Origin of the sequence: Pseudomonas sp. Bout1, assembly GCF_034314165.1 — a bacterium.
Classification (GTDB): Bacteria; Pseudomonadota; Gammaproteobacteria; order Pseudomonadales; family Pseudomonadaceae; genus Aquipseudomonas.
The window spans coordinates 6,816,081-6,840,437 of the sequence record NZ_JAVIWK010000001.1 but is presented as its reverse complement, the minus strand read 5'-3'; the positions used below and the strand labels follow the sequence as shown (position 1 = coordinate 6,840,437).

The 24,357-nt window shown below is 61.4% G+C and carries 27 protein-coding genes; 9 read left to right on the top strand and 18 right to left on the bottom strand.

Annotated elements, in window-relative coordinates:
- The first annotated feature begins 57 nt into the window (after positions 1–57).
- The 3 genes from RGV33_RS31815 (at position 58) to RGV33_RS31805 (ending at position 1,771) form a co-directional block, all read left to right on the top strand.
- Positions 58–954, top strand: coding sequence for a response regulator (locus RGV33_RS31815; RefSeq protein WP_322148429.1), 897 nt, complete (start codon positions 58–60; stop codon positions 952–954).
- 189 nt (positions 955–1,143) lie between these two features.
- Positions 1,144–1,467, top strand: a complete 324-nt coding sequence (locus RGV33_RS31810; RefSeq protein WP_259195425.1) for a type II toxin-antitoxin system RelE/ParE family toxin — start codon at positions 1,144–1,146, stop codon at positions 1,465–1,467.
- 4 nt (positions 1,468–1,471) lie between these two features.
- Entirely contained in the window at positions 1,472–1,771 is a 300-nt protein-coding gene (locus RGV33_RS31805) for a helix-turn-helix domain-containing protein (RefSeq protein ID WP_322148428.1), read from the top strand.
- 81 nt (positions 1,772–1,852) lie between these two features.
- Here the strand turns inward: RGV33_RS31805 and RGV33_RS31800 are convergent, their stop codons facing one another.
- The 3 genes from RGV33_RS31800 to phoB all read right to left on the bottom strand — a co-directional run bounded on the left by RGV33_RS31800 (position 1,853) and on the right by phoB (position 5,373).
- Positions 1,853–3,193, bottom strand: a complete 1,341-nt coding sequence (locus RGV33_RS31800) for a hemolysin family protein (RefSeq protein WP_076013189.1) — start codon at positions 3,191–3,193, stop codon at positions 1,853–1,855.
- 124 nt (positions 3,194–3,317) lie between these two features.
- Complete coding sequence (phoR, locus tag RGV33_RS31795) at positions 3,318–4,640, bottom strand: phosphate regulon sensor histidine kinase PhoR (protein WP_416152098.1); 1,323 nt, start codon at positions 4,638–4,640, stop codon at positions 3,318–3,320.
- 43 nt (positions 4,641–4,683) lie between these two features.
- Positions 4,684–5,373 (bottom strand): phosphate regulon transcriptional regulator PhoB, encoded by a 690-nt coding sequence (gene phoB, locus RGV33_RS31790; protein WP_003195617.1) that lies wholly within the window; start codon positions 5,371–5,373, stop codon positions 4,684–4,686.
- Positions 5,374–5,525: 152 nt separating this feature from the next.
- Here phoB and RGV33_RS31785 point away from each other — a divergent pair, with 152 nt between their 5' ends.
- Positions 5,526–5,906, top strand: a complete 381-nt coding sequence (locus tag RGV33_RS31785) for a hypothetical protein (protein ID WP_322148425.1) — start codon at positions 5,526–5,528, stop codon at positions 5,904–5,906.
- A 33-nt stretch (positions 5,907–5,939) separates the two neighbouring features.
- Here the strand turns inward: RGV33_RS31785 and ubiA are convergent, their stop codons facing one another.
- Positions 5,940–6,830: a 4-hydroxybenzoate octaprenyltransferase gene (gene ubiA, locus RGV33_RS31780; RefSeq protein WP_322148423.1), complete on the bottom strand. Its 891-nt coding sequence runs from the start codon at positions 6,828–6,830 to the stop codon at positions 5,940–5,942.
- A complete protein-coding gene (locus RGV33_RS31775) occupies positions 6,830–7,393 on the bottom strand; it encodes a chorismate--pyruvate lyase family protein (RefSeq protein WP_322148421.1) in 564 nt (187 codons plus the stop codon). The genes ubiA and RGV33_RS31775 overlap by 1 nt, the downstream gene beginning before the upstream one ends.
- A gap of 196 nt (positions 7,394–7,589) precedes the next feature.
- Here RGV33_RS31775 and RGV33_RS31770 point away from each other — a divergent pair, with 196 nt between their 5' ends.
- From RGV33_RS31770 to RGV33_RS31755, 4 genes are all read left to right on the top strand, one after another.
- A complete protein-coding gene (locus RGV33_RS31770; RefSeq protein WP_003213373.1) occupies positions 7,590–7,757 on the top strand; it encodes a rubredoxin in 168 nt (55 codons plus the stop codon).
- A 41-nt stretch (positions 7,758–7,798) separates the two neighbouring features.
- Positions 7,799–8,947 (top strand): NAD(P)/FAD-dependent oxidoreductase, encoded by a 1,149-nt coding sequence (locus RGV33_RS31765; protein WP_322148420.1) that lies wholly within the window; start codon positions 7,799–7,801, stop codon positions 8,945–8,947.
- A 191-nt stretch (positions 8,948–9,138) separates the two neighbouring features.
- Positions 9,139–9,414, top strand: coding sequence for an HU family DNA-binding protein (locus tag RGV33_RS31760; protein ID WP_003213368.1), 276 nt, complete (start codon positions 9,139–9,141; stop codon positions 9,412–9,414).
- Positions 9,415–9,634: 220 nt separating this feature from the next.
- Complete coding sequence (locus RGV33_RS31755) at positions 9,635–10,015, top strand: hypothetical protein (protein ID WP_010168229.1); 381 nt, start codon at positions 9,635–9,637, stop codon at positions 10,013–10,015.
- Positions 10,016–10,135: 120 nt separating this feature from the next.
- Here the strand turns inward: RGV33_RS31755 and RGV33_RS31750 are convergent, their stop codons facing one another.
- From RGV33_RS31750 to exbB, 6 genes are all read right to left on the bottom strand, one after another.
- Entirely contained in the window at positions 10,136–11,536 is a 1,401-nt protein-coding gene (locus RGV33_RS31750; protein WP_322148414.1) for an HDOD domain-containing protein, read from the bottom strand.
- A 78-nt stretch (positions 11,537–11,614) separates the two neighbouring features.
- A complete protein-coding gene (gene recG / locus RGV33_RS31745; RefSeq protein ID WP_322148413.1) occupies positions 11,615–13,690 on the bottom strand; it encodes an ATP-dependent DNA helicase RecG in 2,076 nt (691 codons plus the stop codon).
- An 8-nt stretch (positions 13,691–13,698) separates the two neighbouring features.
- Entirely contained in the window at positions 13,699–14,619 is a 921-nt protein-coding gene (locus RGV33_RS31740) for a hydrogen peroxide-inducible genes activator (RefSeq protein ID WP_322148412.1), read from the bottom strand.
- Between the two features lie 127 nt (positions 14,620–14,746).
- Positions 14,747–15,496 (bottom strand): energy transducer TonB, encoded by a 750-nt coding sequence (locus RGV33_RS31735; protein WP_322148410.1) that lies wholly within the window; start codon positions 15,494–15,496, stop codon positions 14,747–14,749.
- A complete protein-coding gene (gene exbD, locus RGV33_RS31730; protein WP_084381544.1) occupies positions 15,493–15,918 on the bottom strand; it encodes a TonB system transport protein ExbD in 426 nt (141 codons plus the stop codon). Before exbD ends, RGV33_RS31735 begins: the two co-directional genes overlap by 4 nt.
- Positions 15,919–15,924: 6 nt before the next feature.
- Positions 15,925–16,911 carry a tonB-system energizer ExbB gene (gene exbB / locus RGV33_RS31725; RefSeq protein WP_322148409.1) on the bottom strand — a complete coding sequence of 329 codons (987 nt, stop codon included), beginning with the start codon at positions 16,909–16,911 and terminating at the stop codon, positions 15,925–15,927.
- A 189-nt stretch (positions 16,912–17,100) separates the two neighbouring features.
- Between exbB and RGV33_RS31720 the strand changes: the two genes are divergently transcribed.
- Positions 17,101–17,952, top strand: coding sequence for an NAD-dependent epimerase/dehydratase family protein (locus tag RGV33_RS31720; protein ID WP_322148408.1), 852 nt, complete (start codon positions 17,101–17,103; stop codon positions 17,950–17,952).
- A gap of 44 nt (positions 17,953–17,996) precedes the next feature.
- Here RGV33_RS31720 and RGV33_RS31715 read toward each other — a convergent pair whose 3' ends face one another.
- From RGV33_RS31715 to RGV33_RS31685, 7 genes are all read right to left on the bottom strand, one after another.
- Complete coding sequence (locus RGV33_RS31715; RefSeq protein WP_322148407.1) at positions 17,997–18,731, bottom strand: hypothetical protein; 735 nt, start codon at positions 18,729–18,731, stop codon at positions 17,997–17,999.
- Between the two features lie 170 nt (positions 18,732–18,901).
- Positions 18,902–19,645, bottom strand: a complete 744-nt coding sequence (locus RGV33_RS31710) for a hypothetical protein (RefSeq protein ID WP_177080584.1) — start codon at positions 19,643–19,645, stop codon at positions 18,902–18,904.
- Between the two features lie 63 nt (positions 19,646–19,708).
- Positions 19,709–20,089, bottom strand: a complete 381-nt coding sequence (locus RGV33_RS31705) for a RidA family protein (RefSeq protein ID WP_003176922.1) — start codon at positions 20,087–20,089, stop codon at positions 19,709–19,711.
- A 24-nt stretch (positions 20,090–20,113) separates the two neighbouring features.
- Complete coding sequence (gene spoT / locus RGV33_RS31700; protein WP_322148406.1) at positions 20,114–22,219, bottom strand: bifunctional GTP diphosphokinase/guanosine-3',5'-bis pyrophosphate 3'-pyrophosphohydrolase; 2,106 nt, start codon at positions 22,217–22,219, stop codon at positions 20,114–20,116.
- A gap of 60 nt (positions 22,220–22,279) precedes the next feature.
- The gene (gene rpoZ, locus RGV33_RS31695) at positions 22,280–22,543 is read right to left on the bottom strand and encodes a DNA-directed RNA polymerase subunit omega (protein WP_003176920.1); all 264 of its coding nucleotides are present in this window, start codon (positions 22,541–22,543) and stop codon (positions 22,280–22,282) included.
- Between the two features lie 167 nt (positions 22,544–22,710).
- Positions 22,711–23,331 carry a guanylate kinase gene (gene gmk, locus RGV33_RS31690; RefSeq protein ID WP_010168203.1) on the bottom strand — a complete coding sequence of 207 codons (621 nt, stop codon included), beginning with the start codon at positions 23,329–23,331 and terminating at the stop codon, positions 22,711–22,713.
- A gap of 11 nt (positions 23,332–23,342) precedes the next feature.
- Complete coding sequence (locus RGV33_RS31685; protein WP_322148405.1) at positions 23,343–24,206, bottom strand: YicC/YloC family endoribonuclease; 864 nt, start codon at positions 24,204–24,206, stop codon at positions 23,343–23,345.
- Between the last annotated feature and the right edge of the window lie 151 nt (positions 24,207–24,357).

Sequence of the window (24,357 nt, the reverse complement as noted above, 5' to 3'; positions counted from 1 at the left end):
CAAAATGCCATCAGCGAAGCGTTATGCTTGCCGGGGTTTTTATAGGATGAAGGGTCGATGAGCAAAGTCAGTGTATTGGTGGTGGATGACGCCTCGTTTATTCGCGACCTGGTGAAGAAGTGCCTGCGCAACTACTTCCCGGGGATCAAGATCGAAGATGCGGTGAACGGCAAAAAGGCCCAGGCCATCCTGATGCGCGAAACCTTCGATATGGTGCTGTGTGACTGGGAAATGCCGGAAATGTCCGGCCTGGAACTGTTGACCTGGTGCCGCGAGCAGCCTCATCTCAAAGCCATGCCGTTTGTCATGGTGACCAGCCGTGGTGACAAGGAAAACGTGGTGCAGGCGATCCAGGCCGGGGTTTCCGGCTACGTCAGCAAGCCGTTCACCAACGAGCAGTTATTGAATAAGGTCAAGCAGGCGCTGAACAAGATCGGCCGCCTCGACGCACTGATCGCCAGCGCGCCGACCAAGATGAACTCGGCATTCGGCAATGATTCCCTCAGCGCCCTGACAGGTGGCAAGCCTGAAGCGGTCAAGCCGGCCCCGGTGGCCGCGCCGAGCAAGGGCTTGCTCAACAGCCCCCCGGTGCTGGCCCCTGCACCGTCGCCGGCGGGTGGCCGTGGCCAGGGCCAACTGCGTTTGTCCAGCGGCACCCAGCAATGTGTGATCAAGGCGTTGAGCATCAAGGAGGCGCTGCTGGTGGTGCGTCGCGGCGAAGTCCTGCCTCAGGTACTGGAAAGCGCCGTGCTCGACCTTGAGCAGGGCGACAACGCCGAGATCGCGCGTTTGAACGGCTACCTGCATGCCGTCGTGGCCTACGAACCCAAGCCTGACAGTGATTGGCTGCAACTGACCTTCCGGTTTATCGACCAGGATGCACAGAAGCTTGATTACATCTCGCGGCTGATCGCCCGCGGTACCGCACAGAAGCATTTTGTGCCGGGTGCGTGACCTACTTCCAATATCGAGAATCGACCCACTGTCTGATTCTCGGTGTTCGGCTTGATTTATATCGATTTCGATATAGTCTCTCGTTGACGCATCGTCGTTATCGAGTATTCGCTACGCCTTGAAACACACCGCCCGCTCCCTGGGCTGAATCGCCTATTACGCTTCTCTTTTCCAGAAAAGGAGAAGTGGATGCCAAGGCACAAGGACGTGGTGTTTGTAGGAAGCTCGCTCAAGGATCTCAAGTCGTTCCCGCTTGATGCGCGACGAGCCGCCGGTTTTCAATTGGATCTCTTGCAACAGGGTGAACAGCCTTTTGATTGCAAGCCGATGAAGACCATCGGCCGGGGCGTCCATGAGATCAGGATTTTCGACGAGTCAGGAGCGTTTCGGGTTTTCTATGTGGTCAACCGGCCGGAGGCCATCTATGTGCTGCATGCGCTGCGCAAGACCACTCAGAAAACCGAAATGCGGGATATCGAATTGGCTCGTGCCAGACTGCAGGAGTTAGGTTAAGCCCATGACAAACCAAAAGATCCAAACCGAACGTTTCAAAAGCGTCTGGGACGCCCTGGAAGATACTCCCCAGCAAGCGGCCAATATGCGTTTGCGCTCAAAGCTGCTGCTGGAATTGTGCAAAACCATCCGTCGTTGGGAGCTTTCCCAGAAGGAGGCCGCCCAGAGGCTTCACATAAGCCAGCCGCGCCTCAATGACGTCCTGAGCGGCAAGGTCGACAAGTTCTCACTGGATGCTCTGGTCAACCTGTCCGCCGCCGCTCATATGGACGTGGATATCTGCTTCACACCACTGCCGGCCTGAGGCGGTCTCGGGGTATGAGGCCCTCGGCGCCGCCTTTAACGCTCTTGCAGAGCAAGCTCGCTCCTGCAGTGGGCTGCCGCTCTAGTCGAGCAGCAGCACCTTGGCCAACACGATCTTCGGCCCTTTCATCTTCTTGATGATGATCCGCAGGCCTTCGACTTCCAGCACTTCTTCCTCTTCCGGCACCCGCTTGAGGGTGTCGTAGATCAGCCCGGCGAGGGTTTCGGCTTCGATGTGGTCCAGGTCGACGCCCAGCAGACGCTCCACCTTGAACAGCGGCGTGTCACCACGCACCAGCAGCTTGCCCGGCTGGTACGCGAGGATGCCGCGCTCGGCCTTGCGGTGTTCGTCCTGGATGTCGCCCACCAGCACTTCCAGCACGTCTTCCATGGTCAGGTAGCCGATGATCTTGCCGTCGGCTTCTTCCACCAGGGCGAAGTGCGCGCCGCCCTTGCGGAACTGCTCGAGCAACTGCGACAGCGGCATATGGCGAGATACGCGCTCCAGCGGGCGGGTCAGTTCGGCCAGGTTGAACGACTCGGGGATGTGGTCCAGGGCCGCCAGTTCCAGCAGCAGGTCCTTGATGTGCAGCAGGCCGACAAACTCGTTGCGTACCGCGTCGTACACCGGGTAGCGGCTGAACTTGTGGCGGCGGAACAGCGCCAGGATTTCCTTGAGCGGGGCGTTGAAGTCCAGGGTCACCAGGTCTTCGCGGGAGTTGGCCCAGTCGACCACTTCCAGTTCGCCCATTTCCACGGCGGAGGCCAATACACGCATGCCTTGGTCGCTCGGGTCCTGGCCACGGCTGGAGTGCAGGATCAGTTTGAGTTCTTCACGGCTGTAATGGTGCTCGTGGTGCGGGCCAGGCTCGCCCTGGCCGGCGATGCGCAAGATCGCGTTGGCACTGGCGTTGAGCAGGTAGATCGCCGGGTACATGGCCCAGTAGAACAGGTACAGCGGCACGGCGGTCCACAGCGACAGCAGCTCGGGCTTGCGAATCGCCCAGGACTTGGGCGCCAGTTCACCGACCACGATGTGCAGGTACGAGATCACGAAGAAGGCGGCAAAGAACGACACGCCCTTGATCACTTCCGGCGATTGCACGCCGATCGCGCCCAGCAATGGTTCGAGGATGTGTGCGAAGGCCGGCTCACCGACCCAGCCCAGGCCCAGGGAGGCCAGGGTGATACCCAACTGGCAGGCCGACAGGTACGCGTCGAGCTGGCTGTGTACGGTGCGCAGGATCTGCCCGCGCCAACCGTTTTTATGGGCGATGGCCTCGACCCGGGTCGAGCGCAATTTGACCATGGCAAATTCCGCCGCAACGAAAAAGCCGTTGAGCAGTACCAGTATCAGTGCAAAAAGAATCATGCCGAAGTCGGCGAAGAGTGTCGCGAGGGTGATGCCAGGGGAAGGGTCCATGATTGGGTTTTGCGGGTTCCGTCTAATCAAAAAGGGTGAGCAGGTGGGCCTGAAAGGCAGGCACAAGTCAGCCAATGTAGCGGCTGACGGGGCGCTTGCCTAGTGGCGGCTGCCGGGTGGAGGGTCACTCGTCCTGATGAATGACCCGTGAACGCGTCACCTGGGCCGGCGGAAAATGGCAGGTGAAGGTGCTGCCATGGCCCAGCACGCTGCTGATTTCCAGCCGTGCGCGATGGCGCAGCAGCACATGCTTGACGATGGCCAGGCCCAGCCCGGTGCCGCCGGTGTTGGAGTTGCGGCTGGAGTCGACGCGGTAGAAACGCTCGGTGAGGCGCGGCAAGTGCTTGGCGTCGATGCCCATGCCGGAGTCCTGCACGCTGAGGTGTGCGCCCTGGTCATCGGCCCACCAGCGGATCCGGATGTTGCCCTTGTCCTGGGTGTATTTGACGGCGTTGAACACCAGGTTGGAAAAGGCGCTGCGCAACTCGCCCTCGCTGCCCTTGAGCAGGATCGAGGGGTCGGCTTCCAGGGTGATTTGCTGTTCACGCTGCCCGGACAGGGCCTGCGCGTCGCTCTTGATGGTCTGCAACAGGCTTTCCACCGGGACCGGGTGGTTGTCCGAGGGGTAGTCAGTGGCTTCCAGCTTGGCCAGCAACAGCAGGTCGTTGAGCAGGGTTTGCATGCGTGCGCCTTGCTGCTGCATCTGCTGCAGGGCACGGCTCCAGCGCGGGTTCACGTCGTCGACGTTATCGAGCAGTGTCTCCAGGTAGCCGCAGATCACCGTCAGCGGCGTGCGCAGTTCATGGGAGACGTTGGCAACGAAATCCTTGCGCATCTGTTCCAACTGATGGATGCGCGTGACATCACGCACCAGCATCAGATGTTCGTTATTGCCGTAGCGCGTCAGGTACAGCTGGATACGCACACGGTCGTTGGTCGGCGACGGGATCTCCAGCGCTTCTTCGTAATTGTCCTGCTCGAAGTACTCCTTGAAGCGCGGGTGGCGCACCAGGTTGGTCACCGGCTGGCCGCTGTCCTGGGGCGTCTTGAGACCCAGAAGGGTTTCTGCGGCGCGGTTCCACCATTCCAGGTTGCCGTCGCTGTCGAGCATGATCACTGCATCTTTGAGCGCAGCCGTAGACTCCTGCACCCGATCGATCACCGCCTGCAGGCGCCCGCGTACACGTTGGTCGCGGCGTTGCAGGTGGTAGATGCTGTCGAACACCTCGCCCCACAGGCCATAGCCGTCGGGCGGTGCTTCATCGGATTTGTGCTGGCGCAGCCACTCGTGCAGACGCAGCAATTGCTTGAGGGTCCAGCCAAGATAGATACCGACGCCGACGGCCAGGCTCCAGCCGTAATAGCCGCTGACCAGGCCCACCAGCAGGCAGCCGGTGATCAACAGGAGCATGTGGCGGATCAGGGTGCCATGCCAGTTTTGATTCACTTAAACACGCGTCCTTTCAGCTGTCTGGGCAGTTCGGTGTGGTTCAGCCTTTGGTTGAAAACCGGTAGCCGGTGCCGCGCACGGTTTGTACCAGATTCTCGTAGGCGTCGCCCAAGGCTTTGCGCAGGCGGCGGATATGCACGTCGACGGTGCGTTCCTCCACATACACGTTGCCGCCCCATACCTGGTCCAGCAGTTGGCCGCGGGTGTAGGCACGCTCCTGGTGAGTCATGAAAAATTGCAGCAGGCGGTATTCGGTCGGGCCCATCTCGGCGGGTTTGCCGTCGATGGTCACACGGTGGCTGATCGGGTCCAGGATCAGGCCGTCGACTTCGATCGGTGCTTCGCCATCGGTCGGGCCGGCACGGCGCAATACGGCCTTCAGGCGGGCGACCAGTTCCCGTGGGGAAAAGGGCTTGGTGATGTAGTCATCAGCGCCGACTTCCAGGCCCTGGATCTTGTTGTCCTCTTCGCCCTTGGCGGTGAGCATGATGATCGGGATGTCCCCGGTCAGCTCGTCACGCTTCAGGCGCCGGGCCAACTCGATGCCGGAGGTGCCGGGCAGCATCCAGTCCAGCAGGATCAGGTCCGGCTTGCGGTCGACGATAATGGCATGGGCCTGCTGGGAGTTCTCCGCCTCCAGGCAGTCATAGCCGGCCATTTCCAACGCAACGGCGATCATTTCGCGAATGGGCGCTTCGTCGTCAACGATCAGAATGCTCCTGCCAACCATGCTAAATCCTCTTGTCATTTAACTGTCTTGCGCCGCATTAGATAACGGAATTATTGCAGTCGTGTGACAGTAATTTAGTCGCTTGGGCAATCGTCGCCTCTCTGGACTACGCTTTGGGTCCGAATCCTGACAACCACAAAAGGAAGGTTCCCATGACGCACAGTACTTTTTCCTGGAAAACCCTGCTGGTAACGGCCGCGTTAACGCTGCCGACACTGGCCTTTGCGGCAGACCCGGCAATGACCAAGGATGGGATGTTGGTGGACCACAAAGGCATGACCCTCTACACCTTTGCCAAGGATGCCGATGGCAAGTCCATGTGCAACGACAAGTGCGCCACCAACTGGCCGCCGCTGATGGCTGAGTCCACCGACAAGCCCATGGGCAAGTGGACCGTCATCACCCGTGACGACCAGAAAAGCCAATGGGCCTACAGCGGCAAGCCGCTCTACACTTTTGTCATGGACAAGAAGGCCGGTGACATGACCGGCGAAGGCAAAATGGACGGCGCCTGGAAGGTCGCCAAGCCCTGACTGAATGCGGGGAATGGTGAGAGGCGTGGCCTCTCACCGAAACCCGTAGTCGGCCACGATGCCGACAAAAATCGCCAAGCCGGCCCAGTGGTTGTGCAAAAACGCCTTGAAGCATTTGAGCCGGTCCTTGTCCCGGGTGTACCAGAACTCCCAGGCAAAACACCCGGCAGCCGCCAGCAAACCCAGGTGGAACCAGCCGCCCAGCTCAAAACGTATCCCCGCCAGCCACAGGCAAACCAGTGCCAGGCCCTGCAACGTCAGGATGATCACCCGGTCGGCATCGCCAAACAAAATGGCGGTGGATTTGACCCCGATTTTCAGGTCATCGTCGCGATCGGTCATGGCGTAATACGTGTCGTAACCCACCGTCCACAACAGGTTGGCGATGTACAGCAGCCATGCCGCCGCTGGCAGGCTGCCGGTCTCGGCGGTGAACGCCATCGGCATGCCCCAGGAAAACGCCGCTCCCAATACTACTTGCGGGTAATAGGTGTAGCGCTTCATGAACGGGTAGCTGGCGGCCAGCGCGAGGCCGCCCAGAGACAGCCAGATCGTCATGGAATTGGTCAGCAGCACCAGCAGGAAGCTGATGAACATCAGCACCGCGAAGAACACCAGCGCCTCTTTCGAGCTGATCTTGCCGCTCACCAGCGGGCGCTGTTCGGTGCGTTTCACGTGGCCGTCGACCTTGCGGTCGGCCCAGTCATTGATCACACAACCGCCAGCACGGGTGAGTGCCACGCCGAGCACAAAAATCACGATGTTGAGCAGCGAGGGCGAACCCTTGCCGGCAATCCACAGCGCCCACAGCGTGGGCCACAGCAGCAGATAAATACCGATGGGCTTGTCCATCCGGGTGAGCTGGATGAAGTCCCAGGCCCTGGGGTTCAGGTGATTAAGGGATTTGAGCAGGCGCTGGTACATCAGCAATTCTCCGGGTGGTCATGCACGGCTTGCCACAAGGTCGGCAGGAAGATTTCGGCCACCAGCACGCTCAACGGCCCGCGATCAAAGCGCGAGCGGCGCGCCCACAGGTTATCGGCCTGGTCTGCCGTGGGCAGCCATTCCCGAGGGTAGCGGCACACCTCGATGGCTTGGCGCGTGAAGGCGTGGTCACAAAACAGCAGCTCCCCCAGCGACCGGCTACCCAACTCATCCATGTGCAAACCGTCACCCTGCAAGGCGCTGCGGGCCGCCACGCTGCGGGCGAATACCCACGGCTGGCCATGGCCACGCAAATACACCTCGCGCACCCAGCCGATGCTGGCGACGGGCAGGTCGAGGGTGGCGCATTCGTCGTCTCGCAGCGCCTGCCAGCCTTCGAACAGCGGCGTCACGCTGAAACCGTCAGCCGACAGGCGCGTGAGGCGCCGGGTCAGCGATCCTTCGTCGAACAGCCAGTTGAGTGTCAGCGGCGCGGGCAGTGGGCTCAGAAGGCTCTGGGTCAGCCATCGGCAAGCATCGGGAAGGGCGTTTGAATGCGGCACGGAGGGTCATTATTGGCAGTTAATGAGGCGGCGAGCTTACCATGGTGCCCTGGTCTTTTGCCGGGGCGCGCCAGGCCCATGCGTCGATCATGCTTGCATCTGCGCGTGCCGATCAGTACAAAACGCCCTGAGCCGCACGGCAAGGTTGCATCTATCGACCGTCGGCCAACACGCCTGGACCCTGAGGAAGCGAGTAATGAAGAAGTGGCAATGTGTTGTCTGTGGCCTGATCTACGACGAGAAAGACGGATGGCCGGATGACGGCATCGCGCCGGGCACCCTGTGGCAGGACGTTCCCGAAGACTGGCTGTGCCCGGATTGCGGCGTGGGCAAAATGGATTTCGAAATGATCGAAATCGGCTGATTCAAGAAGCAATTCAATAACCGTACTACAAGGAGAAAGGAATGAACGCACCTGTCGTGATCGTCGGCACGGGTTTGGCCGGTTACAACCTGGCTCGGGAGTTTCGCAAGCTTGATAGCGACACCCCGCTGTTGCTGATCACCGCAGATGACGGGCGCTCCTACTCCAAGCCCATGCTCTCCACCGGCTTTGGCAAGAACAAGGAAGCCGACGGCCTGAGCATGGCTGAACCGGGCGCCATGGCCGAGCAACTGAAGGCCGAAGTGCGTACCCACACCCGCATCAGCGGCATCGACCCGGGCCACAAGCGCTTGTGGATCGGTGAGGAGGCGGTGGCCTACCGCGACCTGATCCTGGCCTGGGGCGCAGAAACCGTACGGGTGCCGGTACAAGGCGACGCTGCTGACCTGGTTTTCCCGATCAATGACCTTGAAGACTACGCACGCTTTCGTGCCGCGGCGGCCGGAAAACACCGGGTGCTGTTGCTCGGCGCCGGGCTGATCGGCTGCGAGTTCGCCAACGACCTGATCCTGGGCGGCTACGAGATCGACCTGGTGGCGCCATGTGAGCAAGTCATGCCGACCCTGCTGCACCCGGCGGCAGCGGCGGCGGTGCAAGCCGGGCTCGAAAGCCTGGGCGCTCGCTTCCATCTGGGCCCGGTGCTCAACCGCCTGCAACGCAACGCTGATGGCCTGGAAGCGCACTTGTCTGATGGCGAAGTGATCCAGTGCGACCTGGTGGTGTCTGCCATCGGCCTGCGCCCGCGTGTCGACCTGGCTGCGGCTGCCGGGTTGCAGATCAACCGTGGGATCATGGTCGATCGCCACCTCAAGACCTCCCACGCCAACATCTACGCGTTGGGTGACTGCGCCGAGGTCGATGGCCTGAACCTGCTGTACGTGATGCCCTTGATGAGCTGCGCCCGCGCCCTGGCCCAGACCCTGGCGGGCAACGCGACGGCGGTCAGCTACGGCCCGATGCCCGTCACGGTAAAAACCCCGATCTGCCCGCTGGTTGTTTCGCCCCCGCCACGGGGCGCCGAAGGCGTGTGGAGTGTCGAAGGGCAGGGCGCCGACATCAAGGCATTGTGCCGCGACGCCAGCGGCCGGCTGCTGGGTTACGCCCTGACGGGCACGGCCGTGATGGAAAAACTGGCCCTCAACAAAGAACTTCCGCCGTTGCTGGCGTAAATACCGGTCGTTCTGTCGGAATAAGCATCATCTTGACCGTAGAAAGGTCGCCGTGAGACTGGCGCAGGCCCCGAGGGCATGCCATCCTCACTCCCGTCTGCCGCAGAGTAGAGCCTGCGGCGCCTTGGGCGCTGCTCCGAAAGAGAGCAGCACGGACATAACAACAAAAAACCGTCAAAGAGGCTTCACTTATGCGTAAACCAGAACTCGCAGCCGCTATTGCTGAAAAAGCAGACCTGACCAAAGAGCAGGCCAACCGCGTACTCAACGCCGTACTCGAAGAAATCACCGGCGCGCTGCATCGCAAGGACAGCGTCACCCTGGTCGGCTTCGGCACCTTCCTGCAGCGCCATCGCGGCGCCCGCACCGGCAAAAACCCGCAAACTGGCGAGCCGGTAAAAATCAAGGCGAGCAACACCGTTGCGTTCAAGCCAGGCAAGTCGCTCAAAGACAGCGTCAATCCTTAAGAAACAAAAAACGCGCGACGCATAGAGCGAGCGCGGGATGAAAAAAAGGGCACGCCGACTGGGTCGGGTGCCCTTTTTTGTTGGGCGCCAGCCAGGGTCAGGTTGTCGCGATAAGTGCTAAAAAACCATCGATCTTCTCCCAATACGTCAGATCGGTGGCGTTCTGGGTACAAATCGTTAAACTGCTGCGGCCACCAATAAATACACTGAGGCCGTGTGCATGAAATTTCGTTTTCTTCTCTGGATGCTTGGCCTGTTGATGGGCAAAGCCAGCCGCACCAACCCTGCGTTCCAGCAGCAGTTGGGTGACAAGGACCTGGCGTTCCAACTGCAGACGCTCGACGGCAAGGTTGCCCGTCACTTCATCGTCAAAGACCAGCGCATCACCAGTCGTTCGGGTGTACATCCCGCACCTGCGTTTGCGATCGCCTTTAAAGACGCCGCCTACGGCTTCGCCACGATGCAGGCGAAGAACAAGCAACTGGCGTTCATGACGGGGATTCAGGACAAGTCGATCCAGATCAAGGGCAACCCGGCGCTGGTGATCTGGTTCCAGGGGCTGACCAAGTATTTGAAGCCGAAGAAAAAGCCGAAGGCTTAAGGCCGAGTTGAATTCATCGCAGGCAAGCCAGCTCCCACTTTTGACCGGGTTTCTACCGCTGGAACTCGGTCAAAAGTGGGAGCTGGCTTGCCTGCGATAGCGGTATCACAGGCGCCAGATTTATCCCTGGCTGAACTGCGACGCCAATTCGCGCAACAACGTTTCCGCATCCAGCACTTTAGCCACCACATCCTCCGCTTTGTCCCGGGTCAGGCCCAGGCGCTCAAGCAGTTCGTCCGGGATGTCTTCATCCGGCCCGGAGCCGATGCCGCGGCTGCGCAGCAGGCGCACGGCCAGGCACACCAGGTTCGGGTATTCGGCATATTGCCCGTCATACGTCGGGTCGTGCTGGAAGCGCAGGGCCGTCGACAGTTCGTCCGGCATGTCCCAATAACGCATCAACCACGCACCAATCTGCTCGCGGCTGATGCCCAGCAGGTGCTGCTCGATGTAGCTGTGGCACAGGTGCGGGTTGACCTCCAGGTGCCGGCAGATCAGCGAGAAATGCGGCGGGAACACGTGGGCCAGCAACAGGTAGCCGAAGTTGTGCAGCAGGCCGGCCAGGTACGTCAGGCCGGCTTCCGGGCGTTGGGCGCGGGGCATGGCGCGAGTCAGGCCTTCGATCACGGCAGCGGTATAGATCGACTGATGCCAGTACGGCGTTGCCTGTTGCGGGTGGTCCTTGGGCAGGCTCAAGGTCTTGCCCAGGGCCAGGCCCAGCGCGAGGTTGATCACCAGGTCAAAGCCCAGCACGCGGACGATGGCGTCTTCCACCGAGCGAATCTTGCCCGGCGAGGCGTAGTAGGGCGATGCCGCCCAGCTCACTACTTGAGCGGCCAGGGCCGGGTCGGTTTCGACCACGCCGGTGATGTCGTCGATGGTGGCGTTGGGGTCGACCCGCAGCTTGATAATTTTTTGCGCGGTATCGGCCAGCGGTGGAATCTCGATGGTCGCTTCCAGGCGCTGTTGGATACGCCGGGCGGTGAACGCCTGCATCGCCTGGGTGATTTCCTCGCGGTCGTCGTTGGGGCGGTCCAGGTTCGGCCGGATGCTGCTCAGGGGCTCGCCAAAATGCGCGGCGCTGGCCTTGGTCAGCATGCTCTTGAAGGCGTCCCTGGAAATCTCCAGCAGCAGCCCGGCTTCGCCGGAGTGAACCAGTACGGTGGGTTCACGCAGCAGGCTTTCTTCATAAAGGCACGGGGAGCTGGTGAGCGGCGGCAGGCCAGGCAACAGGCTCAGGCTGTGCTTGCCGAGCATGCGCTCGAGGCGCTCGGGCGACACGGCCGTAAGGCGCCGGCCAGTGAGTTCGGCCAGGCGGTTGAGGTCCAGCAGTTGGTTCTGCGGGAACATCACCATGAGCGCACCCACGGCATCGTCGAGCAACACCGCCTGAACCTTTTGTGCCGGGTTCAGGCCAGGGCGTTCGGCAACTTCCGTGTAGCTGATGGCGAGCTTTGCAAGCAGCGTCCGAATCACCGAGGGGGCGGTCGGCGGAGCTGTGGCGAGGGCAACTTCTGACATGGCCTGAATCCAATTTCCTACAGTCATTGGAGTATAACCAGCTTGATACACGGGAGGGTTGTCTAAGTGAGTCAGCCGTCACACTTGGCCGTATTGCTGCCCATGTCGGAGCCAGCGATCGAGCAACGGGCTCACATGTTCCGGCCAGCGTTCGATCAACGCTTGGGCCGCATCGCGCACGGCGGGCAGCAGGTCGGCGTCGCGCATCAGGTCGGCGACCTTGAATTGCAGCAGGCCGGTCTGGCGGGTGCCAAGCATTTCGCCGGGGCCGCGCAGTTCGAGGTCTTTTTCGGCAATCACGAAACCGTCGTTGGTCTCGCGCATGATGCCCAGGCGATGGCGGCCGATCTGCGACAGTGGCGGGTGGTACAGCAACACGCAGTGGCTGGCGGCGCTGCCCCGGCCTACGCGGCCGCGCAGCTGGTGCAACTGTGCCAGGCCCAGGCGCTCGGGGTTCTCGATGATCATCAGGCTGGCATTGGGCACGTCGACGCCGACTTCGATCACCGTGGTCGCCACCAGCAATTGCAGGTTGCCGGCCTTGAACTCGGCCATTACCGCAGCTTTTTCCACCGGCTTCATGCGCCCGTGGATCAGCCCGACCTTGAGCTCACCCAAAGCGCTGGTGAGGTCTTCATAGGTGGTTTCGGCGGCCTGGCAGGTCAGCTCTTCGGATTCTTCGATCAGCGTGCATACCCAGTAGGCCTGACGGCCTTCGGCACAGGCGCCACGCACGCGTTCGATCACTTCGACCCGGCGGGTATCGGTAACCAGCACGGTATTGACCGGCGTTCGGCCCGGTGGCAACTCGTCGAGGATCGAGGTGTCGAGGTCGGCATAAGCACTCATGGCCAGGGTGCGCGGGATCGGCGTGGCGGTCATGATTAACTGGTGCGGGCTCATGCGCCCTCCCACGCCTTTCTGGCGCAGGGCCAGGCGCTGCTGCACGCCAAAGCGGTGCTGTTCGTCGATGATCACCAGCGCCAGGTTCTTGAATTTCACTTCGTCCTGGAACAGCGCATGGGTGCCCACCACCATTGGAGCGCCGGCGGCGATTTGCTCCAGAGCGGATACGCGGTTCTTGCCCTTGAGCTTGCCGGCCAACCACGCGACTTCCAGGCCCAGCGGTTCGAGCCAGCGCTTGAAGGTGATGAAGTGCTGCTCGGCCAGAATTTCGGTGGGCGCCATCAGTGCGACTTGATAGCCGGCTTCCAGCGCTTGCAGTGCGGCAAGGGCGGCGACCACGGTTTTACCCGCGCCCACGTCACCCTGAATCAGCCGCAGCATCGGTTCTTTCTGGCTCAGGTCGTAGGCGATTTCATTGCCGACCCGGTGCTGGGCGCCGGTGGGTGCAAACCCCAGGTTGGCCAGGTATTGCGCGGGCAGGCGCGTCGCCTTGGGCATCGCCGGCGCACGCAGTGAGCGCATGCTCTCGCGCAGGCGTTGCTGGGACAGTTGGTGTGTCAGCAGCTCTTCGAACGCCAGGCGATGCTGGGCCCAGTGATGCCCAAGAGCCAGTTCGTCGACGTCGGCGTCGGCGGGTGGGTGATGCAGGTAGCGAATCGCATCATCCAGCGGTGCCAGCTGGTAGTCGCGCGCCAGTTCCTGGGGCAGCCAGTCGGGCAGGCTTTTAGGCCCGAGCATCGTCAGGGTTTGCATGCACAACTGGCGCAAGCGCTGTTGAGTCAGGCCTTCGGTGAGCGGGTAGATCGGTGTGAGGGTGGTGTCTACCGGCGGTGGTTCGTCGCCGGTAATGGCGCGGTATTCCGGGTGGTAGATTTCCAGCCCCGAAGCGCCGGGCCGGGCTTCACCGTAGCAGCGCACGCGGGTGCCCCGCTTGAGGCCGTCCTTCTGCGCGTTGCTGAAATGATAGAAGCGCAGGCTCAGGCCGCCAGTGCCGTCTTGCAGGCGCACCACCAAACTGCGGCGCTTGCCCATCACCACGTCGGCGCCGCTGACGGTGCCTTCAACCACGGCGTCCTGCCCGGGACGCAACTGGCCAATGGGCACCACGCGGGTGCGGTCCTGGTAACGCAAGGGCAGGTGGAACAGCACGTCCTGGAGGTTTTCCAGGCCGACCTTGGCCAGCTTCTCGGCCATGGCTTCCCCGACACCCTTGAGTGCGGTCACCGACACCTGCGACAGCTCAGTCATACCTTTACTTAGCTCGCAGCCGGCGGCTTGGCCACCGAACACAGGCGGATCGAGTCGGCGAGGATTTCAATCGCTTTGGGCCGCGGGAAGCTGGCGCGCCAGGCAATCGCCACGGTACGGAACGGCACCGGTGGCGTCAGTGGGCGCACGGCGATCACGCCGGGGGCGTAGTGATGGCTGTCGACCGCCGACAGCGGCAGGATCGAAATGCCCAGGCCGGACGCAACCATATGGCGAATGGTTTCCAGGGAGCTGGATTCCACCGTGGTGTGCTTGGCGCCGTCGTTGCCCTTGGTCAGGGTCGGGCAGGCTTCCAGTACCTGGTCGCGGAAGCAGTGGCCTTCGCCCAGCAACAGCAGGCTCTTGTCGTTGAGCAGCGCCGCGTCGATGGTGTCTTTCTGCGTCCACGGGTGGGACGCCGGCATCAGCACGTAGAACGGCTCATCGTAGAGCGGCAGGGTCAGCACGTCTGCCTCGTGGAACGGCAGCGCGATGATGATCGCGTCCAGCTCGCCGTTGCGCAGTTTGTCGCGCAGCACGTGGGTAAAGTTCTCTTCGATATACAGCGGCATCTGCGGCGCGACGCGGTGCAGTTGCGGAATCAAGTGCGGGAACAGGTACGGGCCGACGGTGTAGATGGCGCCGACTTTCAGCGGGGCGGTCAGTTGGTTTTTACCCGCCTGGGCCAATTCGCGAATGCTTTGGGCCTGTTCCAGAACCTTCTGGGCCTGGGCGACGATGCCTTCGCCAACGGGCGTGAGGCGCACGGCGCTTTTGCTGCGCTCGAAAATCAGCACACCGAGTTCGTCTTCAAGCTTCTTCACACCCACCGACAGCGTCGGCTGGCTGACGTGGCAACGCTCGGCCGCGTGGCCGAAGTGCTGCTCTTGGGCGAGGGTAACGATGTAGCGTAATTCTGTAAGAGTCATAGCGGGCGTCCATGAGGTTGCGGGCCAAGCATACCGGCTGCAATCGATAGACGCACGTTATGTAGGAGCGAGCTTGCTCGCGAAGATCGTAATAACACCGCGGGGCATCAGATACCCCGCGTTGTTGTCAGCGACGGCGCTTCTCGATGTTGTAAACGAACGGCGCAACGATCTCGATGCTGCCGCCTTTCAACATGTCGGCCGGTGGCTTGGGCAGCGGCTGGGCACGGCGGATCATGTCGAGGGTGGCGCGGTCCAGGTCGGCGTTGCCGGAACGGCCCACCAGCTCGTAGGACAGCACGTTGCCATCGGCATCCACCACGAAGCGCAGGCGGTTCAGGCCTTCCTTGCCACGCGCCTGGGCGCCCGGCGGGTACTTCTTGTACTTCTGCAGGTGACCCAGCAGGGTACTTTCCCAGGTAGCCTTGGCCGCGATCTGCTGCGGTGAAGGACCGGGTTGTGGTTGTGCGGATTTTTCCGTCGGTGCGTTGTTCTGCGCAGTTTCGCTCGGCGGCTCTTCGGAAGGTTTTTCCTTGGGCGGGTCGGGCTTCTTCTCCACAGGCTTGGGCGGCTGCGGTTTTGGCTTGGGCTTGACCGGCTTGGGCACCTGGATCGTCGGCTTCGGTGCTTCGGCCAGCTTCGGCAATGGCAGTTCTTCCACCGGCGCGGGCGGCTGTGGTGGCGTGATCACCTTCGGCGGTGCCGGAGGTGGTGGCGCCGGCATCGGTGCCAGGTCGATGACCATGGCCGCCGGTGGCAGTTGGACCATATGTGGCGCCGACCACTGGAGCGCGATGATGATCGCGACGGCGTGGACGCCCAGCACGACGGCGAGGCTGGTGCCATAACGCGTCAGTTTGTGGCGCGTCGTGATCATTTCTTGGCTGCCGTCTCAAGTCCGACCAGGCCTACCTTGAGGTAGCCGGCTGCCCGCAGGGCATCCATCACGCTCATCAGGTCGCCGTAGTCCACGCCCTTGTCGGCCTGGAAGAAGATCGTCGTGTCCTTCTTGCCCTGGGTCTTGGCGTCGAGCACCGCGCCCAGGGTTTCGGATTTCACTTCTTCTTCGCCCAGGAACAGACGCTGGTCCGCCTTGACGCTGAGGAACACCGGTTTCTCTGGCCGCGGCGCAGGTTTCGCGCTGGAGGCGGGCAGGTCGACCTTGATGTCCACGGTGGCCAGTGGTGCTGCCACCATGAAGATGATCAGCAGCACCAGCATCACGTCGATAAATGGCGTGACGTTGATTTCGTGGTTCTCGACGAGCTCGTCGTCGCCTTGATTCAAATGCAGGCCCATGGCCGATTACCCCACTTTCACCATATGCGGTTGCGAGCTGCGCTCGGTAGGCTGGTGATCGAGGTCACGGCTGACCAGCAACAGGACTTCTGCCGAAGCGTCCGACACCTGGGCCTTGTAGCCGGCAATCGAACGGGCGAAGACGTTGTAGATGACCACCGCAGGAATCGCGGCAACCAGGCCCAGGGCTGTTGCCAGCAGGGCTTCGGCGATGCCGGGCGCCACGACGGCGAGGTTGGTGGTCTGGGTTTTGGCGATGCCGATGAAGCTGTTCATGATGCCCCACACGGTACCGAACAGGCCGACGAAGGGCGCGGTGGAACCGATGGTCGCCAGCACGCCGGTGCCGTTGCTCATGTTACGGCCGCAGGCGGCAACCAGGCGCTCGAGACGGAAGCTGACGCGTTCCTTGATGCCTTCTTTTTCACGGCTGTTGGCCGACAGGCGCATTTCTTCGAGTGCGTCGTGGACCAGCAGGTGTGCCAGGGTGCCCTTCTTGGCCGCGCTTTCGCTGGCTTCTTTAAGGGTGGTGGCTTTTTTCAGGTGGACGATTTCAGTGCGCAGGCGACGCTTGGCGCCCAGCAACTCAAAGCCCTTGGCGATCCAGATGGTCCAGGTGATGATCGAGGCAATGGCCAGGCCGATCATCACGATCTTCACGATGATGTCAGCGTTCTGGTACATGCCCCAGGGCGACAGGTCGTGGGCCATGCCCAGGCTGTTGTCTTCTTCCAACACGACGCCGGAGTCGTCAGCCGGTGCGCCTTCAGCAGCCAGGGCCGGGTCGGCGGCGGCGGGTGCGGCGGCAGGCGCAGCAGCGTTTTGCTCGTGGGCTGGCGCGGTCGCAGCAGGCGGGTTAGCCGGTGCGGTGTTGTCGGCGAACGCGGCGGTCGGTGCCAGCAGAACGCTGAACAGCACTGCAGCTATCACACGCCAGGCGCGGGATGGGCTGTGAGGCTTGGTTGGCGAAGCGGGGAATTTATTGCGTGTCATGCTGGCCGGACCTGAGGGAAAAAAATGAGTGGTTGTCCTTCCAGACACTAACGAGTCGAGGACAAAAGGGTGGTTATTATTGCAAGTAATTCTTGTTAACAGAAGCAATACGGATACTTTATTTGTTGTTTTGCTGGCCGCTGGTCATCTGTGGGGGCTAACCTTGACCTTTAAGAACGGAGTTTTGTGATGTCTGCGCCTTCTGTGGTGATTGCCGGTTGCGGCGATGTCGGTAGCCGTCTGGCCACCCAATTGCTGGCCCAGGGCTGGGAGGTTCATGGCCTGCGGCGGGATATCTCGCGCCTTCCCGAAGGCGTCATCGGGATTGCCGGCGACCTGTTCAATGAAGACTGCCCCGACACCTGGCCCGTGGGCGGGGTGGACTACCTGGTGTATTGCGCGGCGGCCACCGATCACGACGAGGCCGGCTATCGCGCCGCCTACGTGCAAGGGTTGCAGCATGTGCTGGAGTGGTTGAACGACTACGGCCAGGAGCCTAAGCACCTGCTGTTCGTATCCAGCAGCAGTGTGTATGGGCAGCAGAACGGTGAGTGGGTCGACGAAAGCTCCGAGACCCAGGCCGGCGGTTATTCCGGGCAGGTGATGCTGGAAGCCGAGCAAGTGGCGTTGAATAGCGGCATTCCTGCCAGCGTCGTGCGCCTCACCGGTATTTACGGTCCAGGTCGTGAGCGGCTGTCGACCCAAGTGCGTGAGGGATATCGCGTGGCGATTGAGCCACCTCTCTATGGCAACCGGATTCACGCCGATGATGCTGCTGGCTTGCTGGCCTTTCTGTTGCTGCATGCAGAGAAGGGTGGTGCGCTGGATAAATGCTACATCGGCGTCGACGATGCGCCGGCGCCGCTGGCCGAGGTGGTGGACTGGTTACGCGAGTACCTCGGTGTGACCGAATGGGCAGCAGACGCCAGTGTCCGAAGGGCCGGCAGCAAGCGTTGCAGCAATGCCCGGGCCAAGGCGTTGGGCTGGGTACCCACGTATCCAAGTTATCGCGATGGGTATGCGGCGATCCTCGGCGGTTAATTGCGCCTGAATTAAAAAGGAGCCCTGGGGCTCCTTTTTTTGCGTCACTGTTTTTCCAGCAACCATTGGCGTGGGCCGGGCGTGAGCTGGGGGATTTCGTCGGGCTGGGACAGGTTGATCGCCTTCAAAATCTCCAGCTGCCGGCCATAACGGACGAAAATCCATCCGTCTCCGACATCGCCCTTGCCCAGATAGAGGGTGTCATTGCCTGCCCCTTGCGTGGCGCAATCGCCTCCCAGGCACAGCTCGTATCGATCATTTTGCCCCAGCCCCGACACACCGCCAGCAGCGTTGAACACTACGATGCTGCCGGTGCCCTGGCCTTCAATGATTTTCCACTGGCCGCCCATATAGGCTGAGTTAAGTGCCTGTCTGAACGTGCTACCCCACTTTGCGCCCGCCACGGCGGGTTGGGCAGGGCGAGCGAAGCGTTGGGCTGCATAATTTTTTGTGGTCTGCTGGATCAGTTGTTGGCCATCCAATTGCAGCTCGTCGGTGCCATGGCCGTTGTAGTCGACGGTCCATATACCCGGCGCTTTTTGCAGCAATTGACCTTCGCCCAGCTCGAACGCGTTGCTGAATTGTGCCTTGGCGCTGCGGGTGTCGATGTTCCATTCCAGGTTCATGCCGTGGGCATCAATGGCTCGCAGCAATGGCCTGCCTTGGGCGGCCGAATCGATGGCTGCCTGGTTGATCCATAGCCCGCTGATGTCGGTTGTTTGCGGTGTATGGGTGCAGCCGGCCAGCAGGATCAGGCTAAGGGCAAGTAATTTGCGCACGGGGGCAATCCCTGGACGGTAGAAACCATGAGACTCAATGTAGGAGCGAACTTGCGCGCGAAAAACGCACAGGCACCGCGTTAACTCAGGATGCCAGCGTTATCGTTGACGTCCTCGCGAGCAAGCTCGCTCCTACAGAAAGCAGGAGCCCTTGGCTCCTTTGTTCTGTATCACTGTTTTTCGAGCAACCACTGCCGCGGCCCCGGGGTAAACGAGGGCACCTCGTCGGCCTGGGCGGTATTGATCGCCTGGAAGATCTCCAGTTGCTTGCCCTTGCGCGCAAAGATCCACGGGTTGCCCTGGCCGTTCAGTTGCAGCCAGATGCTGTCGTAGCCGCCGCTCATGGACGCGCAATCACCTGCCAGGCACAGCGAGTACTGATCGGCGCCCGGCAGTCCGGTCACCTGGCCATTGGCCTGGAACTGCACGGTGGCGCCTTCGCCATTGCCGCTGCTGATTTTCCAGGTGCCGCCCATATAGGCGGCGTACAGGGTGCGTTCGAAGTTGGCACCCAGTGGCGCGCCTTCGGGGGCAGGGTCCTTGGCACGGGCGAACAGTTGCTCGGGCTCGTTATCATTGGCCCCTTGCAGCAGTAGTTTGCCTTTACGCTTGAGTTCGGTGGCGGAGCTGCCGTAGAAATCGACGCTCCAGGCGCCGGATTTTTCACCCAGCAGCTTGCCTTCAGCGACTTCAAAACCGTTGTAGTAGCGCGCCTGGGACGCTTTGGTGTTCACCTCCCATTCGAGGTTCGGACCATAGCTCTGCAGGGCTTCACGCAAAGGGCCGCCCTTGGCTGCCGCATCGATGGCTGCCTGGTTGATCCAGGTGCCGCTCACATCCAGGTCGGCGGGATTGCTGGCGCAGCCGCCGAGCAGCAGGGCGAGCAACGAAGAGGCAACGAGCGCTTTGCGCATTACGAAATCCTTCCAAAAACCAATTCGGCGCAGCCTTCCCATGGAAGTGCTGCGCCGGATGTTTTACTCGATGACCAGAATGGCGTCCATCTCAACCTGCGCACCCTTTGGCAGGGCGGCAACGCCGATGGCGGCGCGGGCTGGGTATGGCTGTTCGAAGTACTTGCCCATGATCTCGTTGACCTTGGCGAAGTGGCTCAGGTCGGTGAGGAAGATGTTCAGCTTGACGATGTCCTTGAACGAACCGCCTGCGGCCTCGGCAACCGACTTCAGGTTTTCGAAGACCTGGACGGTTTGTGCTTCAAAGCCTTCAACCAGTTCCATGGTCTTTGGGTCCAGTGGAATCTGGCCGGACATGTAGACGGTATTGCCCGCCTTGATCGCCTGGGAGTAAGTACCGATTGCTGCAGGTGCCTTGTCGCTGGTGATAACAGTCTTGGTCATGAATGACTCCTTGTAATGGATGGGCTAGGCGCGCATGCGGGTGATGCGGATCACCCCGGTCAAGGCGCGCAGTTTCTTGATCACGCGGGCCAGGTGCACACGGTCGTGCACGCTGACCACCAGTTGGACCACGCTGATGCGACCATCGCGCTCGTCCATGCTGATTTTCTCGATATTGCCGTCGGCCGCATTGACACTGCTGGCCAGCAACGCGATCAGGCCGCGCTGGTGTTCCAGCTCGACCCGCAGCTCGACGTTGAATTCGCCGGTGACGTCCTTGGCCCACGAAAGCTGGATGCATTTCTCTGGGTTGTGGCGGATTTCACTGATATTGCGGCAGTTGTCCAGGTGCACCACCATGCCTTTGCCGGCGGACAGGTGGCCCACAATCGGGTCGCCCGGAATCGGCGTGCAGCACTTGGCGTAGCTGAGTACCAACCCTTCGGTGCCGCGAATCGCCAGCGGGCCTTCGGGGCTTGGCAACTGTTCGCCTTCGCCCAACAGGCGGCGTGCCACCACGTAGGCCATGCGATTGCCCAGGCCGATGTCTTCCAGCAAGTCTTCGATCAGTTCCTGGCGGTACTCGTGGAGCATCGCCTGCACGCGCTCGGCCGGGATCTTGTCCAGGGAGCTGTCGAAACCGTTGAGCACCTTGTTCAGCAGGCGTTCGCCCAGGCTGATGGATTCGGAACGGCGTTGCAGTTTCAGGGCGTGACGGATGTGGGTGCGGGCCTTGCCGGTGACCACGAAGTTGAGCCAGGCCGGGTTCGGGCGCGCGCCCGGTGCACTGACGATCTCCACCGTGGAGCCACTTTGCAGCGGCTCCGACAGCGGGGCCAGTCGGCGATTGATCCGACAGGCTATGCAGCTATTACCCACGTCGGTGTGCACCGCGTAGGCAAAGTCGACCGCCGTGGAGCCTTTGGGCAGCTCCATGATTCGGCCTTTGGGCGTGAACACGTAGACCTCGTCCGGGAACAGGTCGATCTTCACGCTCTCGATAAATTCCAGGGAGTTGCCGGCACGTTGCTGCATTTCGAGCACGCCCTTGACCCACTGGCGGGCGCGGGCATGCGTGCCTTTTGGCTGTTCGTCGCCGCTGGATTTGTACAGCCAGTGGGCGGCGATGCCGTTGTTGGCCATCTCTTCCATTTCGCGGGTGCGAATCTGGATCTCGATTGGCACCCCGTGCATGCCAAACAGCGTGGTATGCAGCGACTGATAGCCGTTGGCCTTGGGAATTGCGATGTAGTCCTTGAAGCGCCCCGGCAAAGGTTTGTACAAATTATGTACAGCGCCCAGCACGCGGTAGCAGGTATCGACCTTGTCGACGATGATCCGGAACGCGTATACGTCCATGATCTCGTTGAAGGCCCGACGCTTGCCGCGCATCTTCTTGTAGATGCCGTAGATGTGTTTCTGCCGGCCGCTGACTTCGCCCTCGATCTCATCGATCGCCAGGCAGTGGCTCAGGGACTCTTCGATCTTGTTGACGATTTCCTTGCGGTTGCCCCGGGCGCGTTTCACTGCCTGGTAGATGCGCGCAGAGCGCATCGGGTGCATGGCTTTGAAGCCGAGGTCTTCGAACTCGATACGAATGGCGTGCATGCCCAGCCGGTTGGCGATGGGCGCGTAGATTTCCAGGGTTTCCTTGGCGATGCGCCGGCGTTTTTCGCCGGAGAGCACTTCCAGCGTGCGCATGTTGTGCAGCCGGTCGGCCAGCTTGACCAGGATCACTCGGATGTCCCGGGCCATGGCCATGGCCATCTTCTGGAAGTTTTCCGCCTGGGCTTCGGCCTTGGTCTCGAAGTTCATCTGGGTCAGTTTGCTGACCCCGTCGACCAGTTCGGCCACGGTTTCGCCAAATTGCGCACTGAGCGCTTCCTTGGCAATGCCGGTGTCTTCGATCACGTCATGCAGCATCGCGGCCATCAAGCTTTGATGGTCCATGTGCATGTCGGCAAGAATGTTTGCCACGGCAAGAGGATGCGTGACATACGCCTCGCCACTGCGCCGGCGTTGGCCGTCGTGGGCTTGTTCGGCGTAGAAATACGCTCGGCGGACCAGGTTGACCTGGTCTGGGCCGAGGTAGGTCGATAAGCGATCGGCGAGGGCGTCTATGCTCGGCAAAGTATTAACTCCTGCCGTTGGCTGTGACCCCGCGCCGTGCTACGTCGACCAGGCATAGGCTTAGACGGCCTCGTTGGACTCGTCCTCGAACGCTGCAAACAGCGGTTCGTCTTCAACGATTTCGGCGTTTGCGATGAACTCGTAGCTCATCAGGCCTTCAGCGATTTCACGCAGGGCTACAACGGTAGGCTTGTCGTTTTCCCACTGGACCAGGGGCTCTTTGCCGCCAGTGGCCAGTTGACGGGCACGCTTGGTAGAGAGCATGACCAGCTCAAAGCGGTTATCCACGTGTTCTAGGCAGTCTTCAACGGTTACGCGGGCCATGGTATTCCTCGGAGCGAATGCAATATGCGCGCTGCCCGGTTGGGCGAGCGGACTGAACAGTTTAAAAAATCACCAGCGTTTAGGGAAGCGCTGATTTTTCGCAGGCCATCGCAAACGCGCTACAAGTGCCAATGTAAAGCCCTTGCAGCGGTTTTGGGAAGAGCCAATCAGCCGAGCAGTTCGGCCAATAATTTGCCGAAACGCTGCTGCTGACGCTTTTGCTGAAGCTGATTGGTGCGGAAAATCGCTTTCAAATCGTCCAGGGCGTGGGCGAAATCGTCGTTGATGATCAGGTAGTCGTAGTCGACGTAGTGGCTCATTTCACTGACGGCTTCGCGCATGCGGCCTTCGATGATCTCATCGCTGTCCTGGCCACGGTTGGTCAGGCGCTGGTGCAACGCCTCCAGCGACGGCGGCAGGATGAAGATCGAGCGGGCCTTGGGCATCAGCTGGCGCACTTGCTCGGCGCCCTGCCAGTCGATTTCCAGGATCAGGTCGTGGCCTTCGTCGAGGGTCTGCTGCAGGTGGCTTTGGGATGTGCCGTAGAGGTTGCCGAAGACTTCGGCGCGCTCGAGGAAATCCCCGTGCTCGATCATCTTGACGAACTCGGTGCGCTCGACGAAGTGGTAGTGCACGCCGTTCACTTCACCCGGGCGCATGGCGCGGGTGGTGTGGGACACCGAGATGCGGATCTGCTCGTCAGCGTCGGTCAGGGCTTTGACCAGGCTGCTTTTGCCCGCGCCCGATGGGGCGGAAATGATGTAGAGGGTGCCGGTGCTGTGGGTCATGTCAGGGTGCCTTACTCGATATTCTGTACTTGTTCGCGCATTTGCTCGATCAACACTTTGAGGTTGACCGCAGCCTGCGTGCTGCGCGGATCAAAGGCCTTGGAACCCAGTGTATTGGCTTCGCGGTTGAGTTCCTGCATCAGGAAGTCCAGGCGCCGACCGGCGGCGCCGGCCGACTTGAGCACGCGGCGCACTTCCAGGATGTGGGTGCTCAAGCGGTCGAGCTCTTCGGCGACGTCGCTCTTTTGTGCCAGCAGGACCATTTCCTGCTCCAGACGCACCGGATCCAGTTCGGCCTGCATGTCGGCGAAGCGGTCCAGGACCTTCTGGCGTTGGGTGGCGAGCATTTGCGGCACCAGTTCGCGCAGGGTGATCACATCCTCTTCGATGGAGGTCAGGCGTTCGCTGATCAGGCGGGCCAGTTCGGCGCCTTCGCGTTCGCGGCCGGCCTTGAGCTCCTTCAATCCCTGGTTGAACAGGGCCATGGCCTCGGCATTCAGCGCTTGCGGGTCAGTCGCGTCGGCCACCAGCACGCCGGGCCAGGCCAGGACTTCCAGCGGGTTGATGGCGGCAGGCTGCTTGATTAAGCCTGCAATGGTTTCAGCGGCGGCGACCAATTGCGCTGCGCGCTCGCGATCGACCTGCAACGGTTTGCCGGTGGTTTCCTCGGTAAAACGCAGGGTGCATTCCAGCTTGCCGCGGGAAATGCCCTGGCGCAGCGCTTCACGGACCGCGCCTTCGAGGTCGCGAAACGATTCCGGCAGGCGCAGGTGCGGCTCCAGGTAGCGGCTGTTGACCGAGCGCAACTCCCAGCTCAGGGTGCCTTGGACGCCGGCTTTTTCGACGCGGGCGAAGGCGGTCATGCTGTGCACCATGGAGGTACCTCGCGTTGCAGTCCCGCAAACGGGCGGGCTGATGGGTAGATTGGAGCCGACAGGCTGCGAAGGCGCAGGATTGTAGCTCAACGGAACGGGTGGCCCCAAACAGTGGCTTCGGTGCCCGGGTTTGTAACAGGGTTTTTTAGCC

Excerpts from the sequence above, each read along its gene's own strand:
- RGV33_RS31815 (WP_322148429.1), top strand. The coding sequence starts at position 58 with ATGAGCAAAGTCAGTGTATTGGTGGTGGATGACGCCTCGTTTATTCGC.
- RGV33_RS31810 (WP_259195425.1), top strand. The coding sequence starts at position 1,144 with ATGCCAAGGCACAAGGACGTGGTGTTTGTAGGAAGCTCGCTCAAGGAT.
- RGV33_RS31805 (WP_322148428.1), top strand. The coding sequence starts at position 1,472 with ATGACAAACCAAAAGATCCAAACCGAACGTTTCAAAAGCGTCTGGGAC.
- RGV33_RS31800 (WP_076013189.1), bottom strand. The coding sequence starts at position 3,193 with ATGGACCCTTCCCCTGGCATCACCCTCGCGACACTCTTCGCCGACTTC.
- phoB (WP_003195617.1), bottom strand. The coding sequence starts at position 5,373 with ATGGTTGGCAGGAGCATTCTGATCGTTGACGACGAAGCGCCCATTCGC.
- RGV33_RS31785 (WP_322148425.1), top strand. The coding sequence starts at position 5,526 with ATGACGCACAGTACTTTTTCCTGGAAAACCCTGCTGGTAACGGCCGCG.
- ubiA (WP_322148423.1), bottom strand. The coding sequence starts at position 6,830 with ATGTACCAGCGCCTGCTCAAATCCCTTAATCACCTGAACCCCAGGGCC.
- RGV33_RS31770 (WP_003213373.1), top strand. The coding sequence starts at position 7,590 with ATGAAGAAGTGGCAATGTGTTGTCTGTGGCCTGATCTACGACGAGAAA.
- RGV33_RS31765 (WP_322148420.1), top strand. The coding sequence starts at position 7,799 with ATGAACGCACCTGTCGTGATCGTCGGCACGGGTTTGGCCGGTTACAAC.
- RGV33_RS31760 (WP_003213368.1), top strand. The coding sequence starts at position 9,139 with ATGCGTAAACCAGAACTCGCAGCCGCTATTGCTGAAAAAGCAGACCTG.
- RGV33_RS31755 (WP_010168229.1), top strand. The coding sequence starts at position 9,635 with ATGAAATTTCGTTTTCTTCTCTGGATGCTTGGCCTGTTGATGGGCAAA.
- RGV33_RS31750 (WP_322148414.1), bottom strand. The coding sequence starts at position 11,536 with ATGTCAGAAGTTGCCCTCGCCACAGCTCCGCCGACCGCCCCCTCGGTG.
- recG (WP_322148413.1), bottom strand. The coding sequence starts at position 13,690 with ATGACTGAGCTGTCGCAGGTGTCGGTGACCGCACTCAAGGGTGTCGGG.
- RGV33_RS31740 (WP_322148412.1), bottom strand. The coding sequence starts at position 14,619 with ATGACTCTTACAGAATTACGCTACATCGTTACCCTCGCCCAAGAGCAG.
- RGV33_RS31735 (WP_322148410.1), bottom strand. The coding sequence starts at position 15,496 with ATGATCACGACGCGCCACAAACTGACGCGTTATGGCACCAGCCTCGCC.
- exbD (WP_084381544.1), bottom strand. The coding sequence starts at position 15,918 with ATGGGCCTGCATTTGAATCAAGGCGACGACGAGCTCGTCGAGAACCAC.
- exbB (WP_322148409.1), bottom strand. The coding sequence starts at position 16,911 with ATGACACGCAATAAATTCCCCGCTTCGCCAACCAAGCCTCACAGCCCA.
- RGV33_RS31720 (WP_322148408.1), top strand. The coding sequence starts at position 17,101 with ATGTCTGCGCCTTCTGTGGTGATTGCCGGTTGCGGCGATGTCGGTAGC.
- RGV33_RS31710 (WP_177080584.1), bottom strand. The coding sequence starts at position 19,645 with ATGCGCAAAGCGCTCGTTGCCTCTTCGTTGCTCGCCCTGCTGCTCGGC.
- RGV33_RS31705 (WP_003176922.1), bottom strand. The coding sequence starts at position 20,089 with ATGACCAAGACTGTTATCACCAGCGACAAGGCACCTGCAGCAATCGGT.
- rpoZ (WP_003176920.1), bottom strand. The coding sequence starts at position 22,543 with ATGGCCCGCGTAACCGTTGAAGACTGCCTAGAACACGTGGATAACCGC.
- gmk (WP_010168203.1), bottom strand. The coding sequence starts at position 23,331 with ATGACCCACAGCACCGGCACCCTCTACATCATTTCCGCCCCATCGGGC.
- RGV33_RS31685 (WP_322148405.1), bottom strand. The coding sequence starts at position 24,206 with ATGGTGCACAGCATGACCGCCTTCGCCCGCGTCGAAAAAGCCGGCGTC.